9 protein-coding genes are annotated in these 15,183 nt (G+C 41.9%); 4 read left to right on the forward strand and 5 right to left on the reverse strand.

Annotated features, from left to right (window positions below; all coding sequences use genetic code 11):
- Positions 1–8 precede the first annotated feature (8 nt).
- A complete protein-coding gene (tyrS, locus tag V7K32_RS06290; RefSeq protein WP_334991486.1) occupies positions 9–1,196 on the reverse strand; it encodes a tyrosine--tRNA ligase in 1,188 nt (395 codons plus the stop codon).
- A 173-nt stretch (positions 1,197–1,369) separates the two neighbouring features.
- Between tyrS and V7K32_RS06295 the strand changes: the two genes are divergently transcribed.
- Positions 1,370–3,295: a transglycosylase domain-containing protein gene (locus V7K32_RS06295; protein WP_334991308.1), complete on the forward strand. Its 1,926-nt coding sequence runs from the start codon at positions 1,370–1,372 to the stop codon at positions 3,293–3,295.
- Positions 3,296–3,359: 64 nt separating this feature from the next.
- Here the strand turns inward: V7K32_RS06295 and V7K32_RS06300 are convergent, their stop codons facing one another.
- Positions 3,360–3,683 (reverse strand): DUF1825 family protein, encoded by a 324-nt coding sequence (locus V7K32_RS06300; RefSeq protein WP_334991310.1) that lies wholly within the window; start codon positions 3,681–3,683, stop codon positions 3,360–3,362.
- Between the two features lie 125 nt (positions 3,684–3,808).
- Complete coding sequence (locus V7K32_RS06305) at positions 3,809–4,741, reverse strand: DnaJ domain-containing protein (RefSeq protein ID WP_334991312.1); 933 nt, start codon at positions 4,739–4,741, stop codon at positions 3,809–3,811.
- Positions 4,742–4,930: 189 nt separating this feature from the next.
- Between V7K32_RS06305 and V7K32_RS06310 the strand changes: the two genes are divergently transcribed.
- The gene (locus V7K32_RS06310; protein WP_334991313.1) at positions 4,931–5,308 is read left to right on the forward strand and encodes an NINE protein; all 378 of its coding nucleotides are present in this window, start codon (positions 4,931–4,933) and stop codon (positions 5,306–5,308) included.
- A 13-nt stretch (positions 5,309–5,321) separates the two neighbouring features.
- Positions 5,322–5,855, forward strand: a complete 534-nt coding sequence (locus V7K32_RS06315; protein ID WP_334991315.1) for a ComEA family DNA-binding protein — start codon at positions 5,322–5,324, stop codon at positions 5,853–5,855.
- A gap of 134 nt (positions 5,856–5,989) precedes the next feature.
- On the opposite strand, the gene lepB is transcribed toward V7K32_RS06315, so the two are convergent.
- On the reverse strand, positions 5,990–6,562 hold the full coding sequence (lepB, locus tag V7K32_RS06320; RefSeq protein WP_334991317.1) for a signal peptidase I: 573 nt from the start codon (positions 6,560–6,562) through the stop codon (positions 5,990–5,992).
- Between the two features lie 1,521 nt (positions 6,563–8,083).
- Here lepB and V7K32_RS06325 point away from each other — a divergent pair.
- Entirely contained in the window at positions 8,084–8,998 is a 915-nt protein-coding gene (locus V7K32_RS06325) for a polysaccharide deacetylase family protein (RefSeq protein WP_334991319.1), read from the forward strand.
- 931 nt (positions 8,999–9,929) lie between these two features.
- Here V7K32_RS06325 and V7K32_RS06330 read toward each other — a convergent pair.
- Complete coding sequence (locus tag V7K32_RS06330) at positions 9,930–14,627, reverse strand: glutamate synthase-related protein (RefSeq protein ID WP_334991321.1); 4,698 nt, start codon at positions 14,625–14,627, stop codon at positions 9,930–9,932.
- Between the last annotated feature and the right edge of the window lie 556 nt (positions 14,628–15,183).

A 15,183-nucleotide genomic window follows, 5' to 3' on the forward strand; every position in this document is an offset into this window, starting at 1 on the left:
CTCCCCATTTAAGGCACTAAACGGACAAACTTATTTTTCCCAACTTGTAAAACCTTACCTTGTAACTGGGCTGGTTCAGCAAAAGTAGTATCAACATCGGTAATGCGATCGCCATCTAAGCGCACTCCACCTTCAATAATTTTTCGCTTTCCTTCACCTGTACTTTTGCATAAGCCAGTGACATTGAGGATATACGCTAACTTAGCGGGATGCGATACTTCAGTTAAAGAGAATTCTGGAACTGCACCTTCCTTTCCGCCACTTTGGGCAGCTTCTTTCGCCTCTTGGGCTGCTTGTTCGCCGTAGTACTGTTTGACAACTTCCCATGCTAAAAGTGTCTGGCGATCGCGCGGATTTTCTGGCAATTGATCCAAAGGTAAATCTGTCAGCAGTTCAAAATACTCCTCCAGCAGATTATCGGGAACTCCTTGTAACTTCTGATATTTTTGCCCCGGATGTTCCGACAACCCAATATAATTACCTAAAGACTTGGACATTTTTTGCACCCCATCCGTGCCAATTAAAATCGGCATTAGCATCCCAAACTGGGGTTTTTGACCAAAATGGCGTTGCAAATCTCTGCCTACAGCAATGTTAAATTTTTGATCGGTTCCTCCCAATTCCACATCTGCCTCAACAGCAACGGAATCAAAACCTTGCATTAACGGGTACAGGAACTCATGGATAAAAATTGGATTCTCTTTTTTATAGCGATCGGCGAATCCTTCTTTAGCTAACATCTGCCCCACCGTCATCGTTGAGAGTAACTCCAAAATTTTCTCTAAGTTTAGCCCAGAGAGCCATTCGGAGTTATAGCGCACCTCTAATCTTCCTGGTGTGTCAAAATCCAAGATAGGACGTACTTGGTCAAGATAAGTCTGAGCATTTTGGGCTACATCTGTTTCTGTAAGCTGACGACGCACTTCAGATTTACCTGTCGGATCGCCAATGCGTGCGGTAAAATCGCCAATAATCAGAACTGCTATATGGCCTGCATCTTGAAACGCTCGCAGTTTCCGTACTGGTATGCTATGACCAAGATGAATATCAGTACCTGTAGGGTCAATGCCCAATTTGATCCTCAAAGGTCGGTTTGTAGTTACCAAGCGCTTTTCTAGAGTTTCACTGTTAACATCAGTTGGTTGTGGGAAAACTTCTACCACACCACGACGCAGCCAAGCAAAATCTTGCGTCATACTAGAAAATCCACTGTTAGCTATATTTTGCACACTAGAAGTTAAGTTGGTTATAAACACTTGCAATTTATCCGCTTTCTCATCTGCCAAACTACTATAATTGCAAAAAATCAACCGCCTTGCTTCGTCCAATCAATTACAGTTAAATTTACAAGTGAGGAAGTGAAATCGCCGTGTCGTCTTCTAGGACTTTTGAAGATAAACAGCCACAACGTCGGGCTTCATCGGGTTTTGAGTTTTTGAAAGGAGTCGGTCAGGTAACTGGCGGTACTCTGCTCTCAATGACCATGCTGGCAAGTTCTATTGTAGCCGGAGGACTGGTTGGTTTAGCCATTAGTTTCCGCAATTTGCCAGATGTCAGACAGCTACGTAACTTCTTTCCCTCAGAAACAACTTACATATATGACGTTAAGGGTAAACTTTTAACGAGTATCCACGGGGAAGCCAACCGGGAAGTCGTACCCCTGGATAGAATTTCCCCGAATTTAAAACGGGCAGTATTAGCAAGTGAAGATAGCCACTTCTACGATCACCACGGTATCAACCCTACTGGTGTTGGCCGTGCTGTAATAGTTAACGCTGTAGCAGGTGGAGTCAAAGAGGGTGGCTCTACTGTTACTATGCAATTGGTAAAAAATCTATTTTTATCTCACAAGCGTGCCTTTACCCGGAAGTTAGCAGAGGCTGTGCTGGCAATTCGGTTAGAACAAATTCTCACTAAAGACCAAATTTTAGAAATGTACCTCAATCAAGTTTATTGGGGTCATAACAATTATGGTGTACAAACAGCAGCCCGCAGTTACTTTAATAAGTCAGCAGAATATTTAAACTTGGGTGAGTCGGCAATGATGGCGGGTTTAATCCAAGCACCTGAAGAATTCAGCCCGTTTGTGAGCATGGAGAAGGCAAAACAGAAACAAAAAGAAGTGCTAGGACGGATGCGGGACTTGAACTGGATTAACCAGTCAGAGTACGACGATGCCCTCAAACAACAAATCAAACTTGGTAAAATCAAATCTTTTCAAGGTAGCGCCCTACCTTATGTAACTAATACCGTAGCGCAGGAGTTGGCTAAAAAGTTTGGGCGTGAGACACTACTCAAAGGCGGGATGCGGGTACAAACTACAGTTGATGCCAACTTCCAAATGATGGCAGAGGAAACTGTCACTAAGTGGCATAAAAACCTTCTGGAGCAAGGATTATCTAAAAATCAAATGGCCTTGGTGTCAATAGATCCGCGCACACATTTTATTAAAGCACTGGTGGGCGGTATAGATCCTAAGACTAGTGAATTTAATCGGGCAACTCAAGCTCAGAGGCAACCCGGATCTTCTTTTAAACCGTTTGTATATTATACTGCTTTTGCTACTGGTAAATATGCGCCAGACTCAACGGTGGTAGATGCTCCAGTTAGCTATCGAGATGGTAATGGTTGGTACTTTCCTAGAAATTATGATAATAGTTTTAGGGGAGCGATGCCAATCCGCACAGCTTTAGCCCAATCGCGCAACATTCCCGTGATTAAGATTGGTAAGGCTGTGGGGATGAATAGAGTCATAGAAACTTGCCGTACCTTGGGCATTACCAGTCCAATGGAACCTGTGACTTCCTTGCCCCTTGGTGCAATTGGTGTCACACCTTTGGAAATGGCTAGTGCTTATGCTACCTTTGCTAATTATGGTTGGCAATCTCCACCAACTGTAATTGCCCGTGTCACCGATAGTAGTGGTAACGTGTTGCTAGACAATACCCCTAAACCACAGCTAGTTCTCGATCCTTGGGCTTCAGCATCAATTATCGATGTGATGCGATCGGTAATTTCTGAAGGTACAGGTAAAGGTGCTGCGATCGGTCGCCCAGCCGCAGGGAAGACGGGAACAACATCATCAGAAAAAGATATTTGGTTTGTTGGCACTGTGCCACAACTAACAACTGCTGTCTGGGTGGGGAGAGACGACAATAAACAATTAGCTGACCATGCAACAGGTGGTGTTCTGGTTGCTCCCATCTGGAAAGATTTTATGGAGAAGGCACTGAAGAATACACCAGTAGAAAACTTTAAGTCACCTTCCCAGTTTTCTCGGCCCAAGTCACAATAATTTGGGATTTTAGATTTTAGATTTTGGATTAATTGCAAATCCAAAATTCAAAATCTAAAATTGACTAAGCTTGTTTTTCTAGTTCGGCTTTCATGCGTTCTAAAGTGAGGTGCATTTGGTCAAACATTTGTTGCGGGGTGACACCGAACTGACCTAATTGTGTTTTCAGTTGTTCTACTGTCATTTGTGCCATGAAATCTTCTGATAGCTCGAAGCGCTTCATAAAGATGCGATAACGATCCATCATTGATTCCATTTGCTCAATAAATACCTTTTTGCCATCGCGGTCAAATTTGCCGTAGTTATTACCAAGCTTGATTAGTGCTTGATAATCTTCAAACAGCTGTTTTGCTTCTTGCTGAATTATCTCAGAATCGAAAAATCCCATATTGCTTATATTAAACTGAGTGTCTAGACTCAGCAGCTTAATAGCTTTACTTCTATTATTATTTTAGTCTAGGAGAGTAATATAGTAACAAAGCTTCGGTTTTAGTACGGTTTGTTACCGAAATTTCAACACTTGACTTGAGAACCTTTGCCCGGACTAAACCGACTTAATAAAGCCGCAATACTCATAGCTTTAGCCATTGATTTGGGAGTGGTGTTTTCATAAGATTCAATTTTCAGTCCGGGAGCGTATTTTAAAGCTAGGGAATTTTGCGGGTTCAGTTTTAATGCTTGACGGATGTAAACCCTAGCCATCCCGATAAATTTTTGTTTGAGATGTACCAAACCTAATAAGGCATAATAGTCGCTGTTATCTGGCTCTAATTTGATAGCATCACGCAATTCTTGCACGGCTAGAGGCCACTTGGCTAGCCTGACGTACTCAATAGCTCGCTGGTAGTGACGTTGAGCGTAGTTTGTCAAAACTGGTTTGAGATCAGTTTGTTCATCTAATGTCAATTCAACTGGCTTAACTTCTACCTCAGGGAGGATGCGAACAGCTTTTTGCGTTAATGTCAGGTCTGGTTTATGCAACCGTAAATATACAAGATTCAGTATACTAATTTGTTGCGTTACCTGATAAAACCGCTCTAATGATTTGTATTGATCTTCTGCATAGGAGGCGATCGCTTCTTCGTAAAACAATTCTGCTTGGGGTGTAGACATTTCCATAATTTTCTCAGTTATGGCACTTTGAGAAGACAAAGGCTTCTGCTCCAAAGCTTTTGCATCTGATCGCAGCATAGCGATCGCCATCAAGCGCTTCGGTTGATGCTTCAGTTGTTCATAAGCTGGATTGATTAAGCGGCTAAATATTGCCGTTGCTAATTCTGAGTCTGGATTGCAGTTTTTGGCTTGGCGATCGGGATGTAAGAGCTTTGCTAAAGTGTGATAGCGTTTTAAAATCTGGCGATTGTCAGCACTGACAGAAATTCCTAGCACAGCGTAAGGATTACAAAGCTGTTGAAGCCATTTTGGCGGTAGGAAGGTCTGTGACATAGTAGTAATTAAGCTGTTAAAAACTTAAAATTAGCATTAAAGCTCAATGCATAGTCATGTGAAACTTACTCAAATTTCTGCAAATACTAAATTATGTCTGGGAATTCCCATCTAAAAGTCCCAAGGGCAAGGTAGGGTAGTTGACTATCTGATTGTCGTAGCTGTGGTATTAGTATATTTATTAAAAATATGTTGACTAAGCGCAAAAGCCGAAGTGTTGCTGCTGTTTTAGCTTTTTCTGGCACACTGGCACCAATTTCAGGATTACATAAATTCTATCTGGGACAGCCGTTATGGGGTCTTTTGTATATGTTGCTTTCCTGGACACCGATCCCCAAGGTAGCTAGTACGATTGAGGGAGTTTGGTATTTAGCCCAAAATGAAGAAGCTTTCGATCGCAATTTTAATCTAGGTAAGTCAGCAACAAGGAACTCACAAAAGGTGAGTAATCAGGTAGGAGCGATCGCTGATGCAATGCGTGAATTAGATGCTTTGCGCCAGGATGGGCTAATTTCAGAGTATGAATTTGAGCAAAAGCGCCGCCAATTGCTAGACCAGATTTCTTGAGGTAAGCGACAACATGAATAACTGGCTACCTTTGAACCCCAGACTGCAAAAACTCCGCGCCAAACTCCTCAACGATCCTTACTATCGCCTACAATCTGGCGAAGAAATTCAGATAGCGGCTAAATTAGGTATTCGCATTGATGCTAATCAAGCGACTGTAGATGATTGGTTACGTTTACCAGGTTTGTCAATTCACCAAGCGCGATCGCTTGTAGAACTTTCACGTTTGGGTGTTAAATTTTACTGTATTGAAGATATCGCTGCGGCTTTGGCTGTACCATCGCCCCGGTTAGAGCCATTAAAGCCTCTGCTGAATTTTATTTATTATGACCATGAATCTTTAGAAAGTCCGATCCATTTAGTCAATCCAAATACAGCAACAGTTGAAAATTTAGCCCAAATTCCATTTATAGATTTGTCTCTAGCGCAAGCAGTGGTGCAAAATCGGCAATCAGGGGGATTGTACCGTAACTTAGCTGATTTTCAACGACGGTTAGAGTTAACTGGTGATGCGATCGCTCAACTGATGTATTATTTGAGCTTTTAAGTTAGAAGTTTTAAAATAACTCCTAACTCCGGCAATTTTAGATTTTGAGTCACACCTTTGATCCCCTTACAGTGCAACTTAGATTTTCGATTAAAGGAAAAATCTAAAATCTAAAATCCAAAATCCAAAATTGATTAAATGAACCCAATGCGATCGAGAGGCCAAAAGCGAAACGCTGCTCGACCGATGACATTTTTTCTGGGTAAAAAGCCCCAATAACGAGAGTCATTACTATCGTTGCGGTTATCTCCCATGACAAAAAACTCATTTTCTGGAACTTTCACTGGTTTATATGGCTGATTTGGGGGTTCAGCGATGTAGTCTTCTGCCAAGGGTTGACCGTTGAGATAGACTTTGCCAGAAGCAACACTAATTACCTGACCAGGCTGGCCAATAACCCGCTTGATGAAGGCTTGGTCTTTGGGATATCCTCGACGTTGTAGTTCTGCGGGTGGCTGAAAAACAATAATATCACCAGTTATGGGAGGGTGAAAATGGTAGGATATTTTTTCAACTACCAACCGATCGCCTGTATGTAAGGTAGGCAGCATCGAATCAGAAGGTATATAGCGGGGTTCGGCGATAAAAGTCCTGATTAGAAATGCCAAACACAATGCGATCGCAATTAAAATCAGATTTTCTTGCCAACCACGCCATACTTTTAACGACGCACGATCTTCTTTTGCATCACTTTCGTGAGGAATCATAAAAGTTTCTAGCCAGGTTAAAAAGTGGAACAAATACCTTGATTATTTTGACTCAAAATGTATACTAATAAACAAGCTGGATTCTGCATAAATCCATACTATATATTAAATACAGCAGATTTCAATTTACTGAGGTACACTAGCTAAGTCTCAAAGCCAAGTATAAAGCCTTTACGTCAAATAGTTCTACTGGACTGATGCTTTAGTATAGATAGATACTATATAATTACATTTCTAACAGCTTGATTATAAAGAGGTGAATAAGTTGCGTAATTTTACTGTGACAGTATATACTAAATTGTACTATTAATAATATATAAATCTCCCTTAGTATCAAGAAGAAGATTAACAAACAAAAAGCTACTATAGGAATCCGGTTTGATTTCTGAAAATATACGTAGGATGTGTTAGCGACAGCGAAACGCATCAAACCCTTGAGAATAGTGCGTTACGAACTCCGTTCTAACACACGCTACAATACCTAATTTCGTTCAGAAATCAAATAGTAATCCTATAGTAATTTAGGCTTAAGTATCAGTATCAAAAACAGAGTTAAGCTGCTGATAAAATCATTTTTGTTGAATGATTTCAAGGTATCTCGATTAACGAAGAAATGCCCCTTGGCAATGAGAAACTATATTTAATCAATTTTCGTCTGTCTGTTTCATAGAAAGTTCAAGGCAACATTCTGTAAGTTAAAAATTTAATTTTTTCTTAAAAAGGAAAGAATGGCAGCAGGCAGTAAGATATATCTTATCAAGAATAGAGCTAATAGTTTATTAGACTCTTTTCTAAAAGATACCCTGCCCCTTGTAAGTAGTTTTGTATTTAATTAAATAATTTACTCAGCTACAAATTATACAGCTTTTCTCTGAGAAAGTCTTGCTAAACTTCAGCCCGCGAAAAATGCAAATCGTAGGCGTGAGAGTTGAGCTACATCTTATTTGTAAAGCTATAAAACTTGAAAGGATATGCTGCCTTAGCCGTGAAGTGAAAGACACAAACGAATTCAGAACTTTGATAAACAGGATTTTGGGGTCTGATTAATTATCTGATTGCGCTCATCCGTGAGAGCTAGCGGTAAGAATGTGGAAGTTCAGACCTTGCCTTTTATAAATGGATTGACATTAAGCAGTATCAAGTATTGTATAAGCGATCGCCCAAATCTAGGAAGCATCCCGTCAGGTGCAAAAACCTTGATAGCCCTCATCCCCTAACCCCGAATCCCATCATTTGGCATTGCTCCCACTAGAATTGTGTCTCCCCTCTCCCAAAAATGGGAGAGGGGCTGGGGGTGAGGGAAAAGATTTAAGCCAAAATTAGGATGCTCCCCAAATCTATAGCATCTAAATTTCAGTTAAAGCTGTATAGTCTATCTTCTCGATTATGAATTTTCGTTAGTCCCAATTCCAATTTTCAGGATTACCAGAAAGCATCTGGTATCTAAAATATCTCAAAAAAATGTGCTATAACATACCGTCATAACGTGGTTGATGGTTCGATATTTGAAGGAGTTATTAGGTGGAAAACAATAAGTCGTTTCTGTGGCCAGAAGGAATATTAATTGCACTACTTGCCTTATGTGGTGTTTTTAGCCTTGCTTTCATGATGCTTCTAAGGCCAAATCCTTCTGAGGCTCAGAGTAGACAGAGTATAAATGTCAAAGATGTAGCTGCTAACGTAGGAACTCAGGAGCGGATTGAGAAATTAAAGGCGGCGATGCTTACAAGTTGGCAGCAAGAAGCACAAACAAAAGGAATATCCTACGCTATACCATCACGTTTTCAAGGGGCAATAATTGAAGCGGCAAAACTCACTAAGGGAGAGAAACTAATTGCTCTGACTTTTGATGATGGCCCTTGGCCTAAGACCACAGAGCAAGTGCTAGATATTCTGAAATCAAATAATATCAAAGGGACGTTTTTTGTCGTTGGGGAGAACCTAAAAAATTATCCAGAATTAGGAAGACAGATTGTAGCTCAAGGTCACGTCATTGCCAACCATACTTGGCATCACTGGTATCACTTCATGAATCCACAAGCTGCTGCTTTTGAAATAGATCGCACAGAAGACTTAATTTCTCAAATTACAGGTGTTAAAACAAATATATTCCGACCGCCTGGTGGCTTCCTGCACAATGGATTAGCTGCTTATGCGAAAGGGCAAAAATATGCTGTGGTGATGTGGTCAGCTGACTCCACAGACTACAAGCAGCCAGCTGTACCAAAGTTGATAGATAACGTGATTAAAGATTCAAAACCTGGTGGTATTGTGCTAATGCATGATGGAGGTGGTAACCGTTCCAAAACTGTGCAAGCTTTGCCAGAAATTATTAACAACTTTAGAAAGCAAGGCTATCGCTTTGTTACTATTCCAGAGCTTTTACAAATGGAAGATGCAGACCAAAAGTTGATTGTTAACAAAAGCAAAAAGTAATAAAATCGCGTTTAACCAGCGATGAAGAAGCAATAACTGTCTAAACTGCCCAGATATTTAGGGTACTCCTTGCAATGGTCAGTAGTGCTTGCAAAGTGTAAAAAATAATCATTTTGGAAACGTTCTCTTCAGAACTTTTGCGCTCGGAAGCTTGCTATTGTATCTATAAGCATTTTTATAGACAAATCCTAGTTGTTAGGAAACATTTATATAGTAGTTTACCAGCATTTAGATAATGCCTTCTATACCCAATTAGATAAATTTCAAAACAGTGCTGATCTCGACTTTATTACCTGGACTTTGACAGTCACTTTTGTTGGCTTAGTTTAAAGTCCAGTTGGGAATCATTTAGTGATATTCCTCCTAAATAAGGGGGAATATTTTTTTATCTCTACAGTCTTTTTAAGAAGTAAATTCAAGCGACTGTTTTAAGTATCCAAAGGGATTTTCGCAGAGTAGCTGTTTGTGCAGCTTCTTTGACGAGAGAATGGCTTAAGGCTGAGGATGAAAATGGTTACAGTTACTAAGTAGGTAAGTAAGTGGGCGCAAATAATCATCACTGGTTTGTAGTTGCGCTTTAGCGCAAGATAGCGCAACTAAGTAAGTGGGCGCAAATAATCATCACTGGCTCGTAGTTGCGCTTTAGCGCAAGATAGCGCAACTACAAGCCAAATACAGAGATTTTATTTTTTGTTACATAGTTTGGTTTTATGTTGCCTCCCTACTTACGAGCCAAATACAGAGATTTTACTTTTCGTTACATAGTTTGGTTTTTTCTCGCCGACCTACTTATACCATTTCTTTGTGAGGCTGCGCCAAACCCTCTTAACTTCTTCTTTCTTTCTTTGTGTTCTTTGCGGACTTTGCGGTTCGTTTTTCTTTCTTGTACTTAAATATGGTTTAGCGCATCTTCATACAGAATTGGTATTACTTAATGACTGCTAACTAAACTGAACTCAGTTGTTTTATTTTCAGGATTGGCTTCGGGACTATCAGCTTCAGAAGGTGGTACTAACTGCCAGAATTTCGGCAAAAATTCTTGCCAGTTTTGCAGAATTTTATTCGCCTTTGGTGAACCAGTGCGTTCCGCATGAGTTTTGATTAACTCTTGCAGTTGTTTTGCACCTGCTTCTGTAATCACCCGTTGGATTTTGACAATTTCGGGGTTGACTAACTCACGAAATGAGTCGTTTTCATCTAAGAAGTATGCCAGTCCACCAGTCATTCCGGCTGCTACGTTACGTCCTACTTTGCCGAGGACGACAATCACACCACCAGTCATATATTCGCAGCAGTGATCCCCAGCGCCTTCAATCACTGCTATGCCTTTGGAATTTCTTACAGCAAAACGCTCTCCTGCTAAACCGTTGGCAAATAACATGCCACCAGTAGCACCATAGAGGCACGTATTGCCAACTATCACGTTTTGTGATGCGTTATAGGTAGCATCAGTTGGAGGTTTGATGATGATTTCACCACCATGCATCCCTTTACCTACGTAGTCGTTTGCTTCTCCTGTTAGGTAAAGAATTATACCAACGAGGTTGAACGCACCAAAGCTTTGCCCAACACTACCTGTAAAGTTGAGATTAATTTGTCCTTCAAAGTCACTATCACCGTATTGAGAAGCGATCGCTCCCGCTAATCTTGTGCCTACTGTTCTGTCAGTATTAACAATAGGGTAAGTTTTGGTAACAGTGGACTGATCCCTAATGGCAGTCTGAATGTCGGGATCGGCAAGCATCAAGTCATCCAAAACTACACCGTTGCTGTGGACTTCTTCATGCACTAACCAACTACGATTGTCTCTGGTATCTGGTAGCTTCAGTAAACAGTCGAGATTCAGTGATCGCGTTTTGGTGAGTTTTGCCTCTGGGCGCAGTTTCAACAAATCTGCACGTCCAATAATTTCTGACAAAGAACGGTAACCAAGTCGTGCTAATAAACTACGCACTTCTTCGGCGACGAAGTAGAAGAAGTTGATAACCTGTTCCGGCATTCCCGTAAACCGCTTACGGAGTTCTTCTTTTTGAGTAGCAACACCTACAGGGCAGGTGTTCATGTGGCAAACTCGCGCCATAATACAGCCTTCAGCAATCATGGCGATGGAGCCGAAACCAAATTCTTCACCGCCCATCAATGCACCTATTACCACATCCCAGCCACTTTTCAGACCGCCATCTACGCGCAAAATCACGCGATCGCGCAAGCCATTTTCCATCAAGACGCGATGCACTTCACTTAAACCCAGTTCCCACGGGGAACCAGCGTGTTTAATCGAACTTAGCGGCGATGCACCTGTACCACCATCATGGCCAGAAATCTGGATGATATCAGCGTTTGCTTTAGCTACACCAGCTGCTATCGTGCCAATGCCAACTTCTGCAACTAGCTTCACCGACACCTTTGCTTTGGGATTAATTTGGTGCAGGTCAAAAATCAGTTGCGCTAAGTCTTCAATGGAATAGATATCGTGGTGCGGTGGTGGTGAAATCAGCGTTACACCTGGCTTTGAGCGCCTTAACATGGCAATGTATTGGCTCACCTTGGGGCCTGGCAGTTGTCCACCTTCCCCAGGCTTGGCACCTTGGGCAATTTTGATTTCAATTTGTTTAGCGTTGACTAGGTACTCTGGTGTGACACCAAAACGTCCCGATGCAACTTGCTTGATAGCACTATAAGCTTGATCGCCATTCCGCAATCCTTTTAAATGAGGTAGGGTTGGCGAGTGACCAGACTCGTCTACATCATCTAAAACTGTATAGCGCACTGGATCTTCGCCGCCTTCTCCAGAGTTAGATTTACCGCCAATGCGGTTCATGGCGATCGCTAAAGTTTCATGGGCTTCTCTTGACAAAGCGCCTAAAGACATGCCTCCGGTGCAGAAGCGCTTGACAATTTCAGTTACTGACTCTACTTCTTCTAGAGAAATGGGTGTGCTATCGCCTTGAAAGTCCAACAAGTCACGCAAAGCTGTTACTGGTCTACCTTGGAGGTGCTTTTTATAAACTTCGTAGTGGTCGTAGTTTTTGCCATCTAAAGCCTTATGCAGCGCCTTCACCATTTCTGGACTATTCATGTGGTACTCGCCGCCAGGACGGTATTGCACAAAGCCCAGGTTTTGTAACTTATTGGTCGTCAGTTCTGGGAAAGCTTTACTGTGGAAGGAAAGCACTTCATCAGCGAGTTCGCTAACACTCAAACCACCGATCCGGGAAGTCGTACCACGGAATCCCAGTTCAATTAAATCTCCCCCAATGCCAATAGCTTCAAAGATTTGGGCTGCTTGATAGCTGGATAGCAGAGAAATTCCCATCTTGGAGAGAATTTTTAGCAAACCCGACTCTACTGCTTTGCGATAGTTTCCTAAAGCTTGTTCTAGGGTGAGGGTTGCAATTTTTTGCACACCCATTAACTTTTGAGTTTTGGGATCAGACCACCAATCACGCACCGTATCCAAAGCCATATACGGACAAACTGCACCAGCACCATAACCAATGAGACAAGCAAAGTGATGGGTACTCCAGCATTGAGCAGTATTGACAATTAGGGATGTTTTCATTCGCAACCCTTCCCGAATCAGGTGATGATGTACAGCACCCACTGCTAACAGGGGAGGAATGTATGTATTTTCTGGGCTGATACCGTCATTTCCCTTATCGCTTAAGATTAAAATCTTTGCACCTGCGCGGACTGATTCAGCTGCTTGTGCTTGTAAAGATTGGACTGCGGCTTTTAATCCTTCTGGGCCAGTGGCGATCGCAAATAGGGTTGATAACTCAGCTGTGGCAAATCCTGACAGCTTAATTGCCTCTAACTCACCATCCGTTAATACTGGCGATTCCAGCTTCAATCTCCGAGCATATTCTGCCTTGGGTTCTAATAAGTTACCCCGTTCACCCAGTTCGACTTTCAGAGACATCACTAGCTTTTCCCGTAGGGGATCGATCGCTGGGTTCGTCACCTGAGCAAAACGCTGTTTGAAATAGTCATACAGCAGGTGGGGTTTTGTTGACAGCACTGCTAAAGGAATATCATCCCCCATGCAAAAAGTCGGCTCTGAACCTGCGATCGCCATTGGATGAATCACCATTTCTACATCTTCTGTGGTGTAGCCAAAGGCAGTTTGATACTGAAGTAAGGTTTGCTTGTCAATTTTGTCTGTTGTACTATGCCCGTTGCCATTTTCAGCAGCCAGATGTCCATTTCCATTGACATCTAACGACTGACTACTGACAATTTGTTTGAGTTCTTGACGGTACTGTTGCAGCCATTCCCCATAAGGGTGCTGTTTGGCAATGCGCTGCTTAATCTCCCAATTCTTCAGCACTTCATGGTTGACTAAATCCACGGCAATCATTTGTCCTGGTCCGAGTCTACCTTTCTCGACAATATCGGCTTCTGGAAAGTCCACTACACCAGCTTCGGAAGCTACAACAATGTAGTCATCTTTAGTGATCAAGTAGCGGGCTGGTCTTAAACCATTACGATCTAGTGTTGCACCAACTTTTTTGCCATCACTGAATACTAAAAGTGCTGGCCCGTCCCATGCTTCTTGCAGTCCACTGTAATATTCGTAGAAATCAATAATTTCTGGATAGTCATTTAAAGAAGGCTGATTTTGGTAAGCCTCTGGAACCATAATCATTAAAGCTTCCAAGGGGGTGCGTCCAGAACACACTAGCAATTCCAGTACATTGTCTAGAGTAGCTGAGTCGCTGTTATCAATATGAACTAATGGTTTGAGTTCCTTAATGCGATCGCTCCATACAGGATGATTTAAGCTAGCTTCTCGCGCCATCATCCAGTTGATGTTACCCAACAAAGTATTGATTTCGCCGTTGTGACCCAAAAGCCGCATTGGTTGAGCTAGGGGCCACTTGGGCATTGTATTGGTACTAAAGCGGCGGTGATAAACAGCAAAAGCACTTTTGTAAGCTGGATTTTTTAAATCGTCATAAAAGCTGCCCAAGACAGCAGAACGCACCATACCTTTGTAGACAATTGTGCGGCTTGACAACGAGCAGATATAAAATTCTTCTGAGATGTTGGTTGCAACTTTAGTAATTCGGCGGCGGGTAATATACAATTGTCGTTCTAATTCATCGCCGCTTTTGTCAACAGAAGCTAACAAAACCTGTTCAATCTGGGGTTGATTTTCTCTTGCTTGTACCCCAAGTAAATCAGGTTGCACTGGCACAACTCGCCAACCAAGTAAAATAAATTTTTCTTCAGCAGCTACTTGCTCAACTGCAACCCTAGCTTTTTTTGCTGCTTGCTCGTCTTGTGGTAGAAATATCATCCCCACAGCTATATTATTGGTGGATGGAAATTCCTTTCCTCTTTGGGCAAAGTCTTGTTGGAACAACTCCCAAGGTATTGCTGTCAATACTCCAGCCCCATCACCAGAATCTTGATCGGCGCTACAACCTCCCCGGTGTTCTAAGCAGGTTAAGGCAGCTAAGGCTTTTTCGACAATTTCGTGGCTGGTATGATTTTGGCGATGAGCAATAAAACCTACACCACAGGCATCTCGTTCTTCTACTAACCACTTCTGCCCCTGATAGGTATCTCTTGAGTTTATATCCTCTGTGATTTGTTGGTCTTGATTCATCGGTTTATTATTCATACCCTGTTCCTGAAGTATTGAGTTAGCAATTTTGCCACTACGTTATCGGAAAAATTTCTAAATTCAGCGATGGAAAAATATACAAGCACCGAAATTTAGGGAAAAAAAATTTTAACTTCGGTTTTACTGTGTTAGTTCACCCGTGTTAAGTTAAAATTTTGGCGTATTTTTTATGTATTTATGCGGTGTTAGACAAGTTACCTCCGCCAAGACATGATTTTTGCCCTGACAGTTTCTTTTTTATATTGTGAAGCTAAATATTTTCTCAATTCCCTTTTTCCAGATGCACGCTAGCTACTCATAGAGCCTATTTCGGCTCACCTGAAACAAAACTAAAACTGAACGCTCTACTATCTTTTAAAGCCAAAGTCAAAATAATTCGTAATTGATCGTCACGATCAATTACTCGCTCTAAGCCTTGGCGTAGCCTCTCCCCTTCTCCCTTTAGGAGAGGCTAACGCCAAGGGACAAGAGAAGGCTTTAGTTACGCTACCTTAATTCGTAGTTGCAATCAGTGGGGGGTTGTACCCTCCATTGTGTTGTTAACCACTAAATT

It is taken from the genome of Nostoc sp. (assembly GCF_036917635.1).
Lineage (GTDB): Bacteria > Cyanobacteriota > Cyanobacteriia > Cyanobacteriales > Nostocaceae > Nostoc.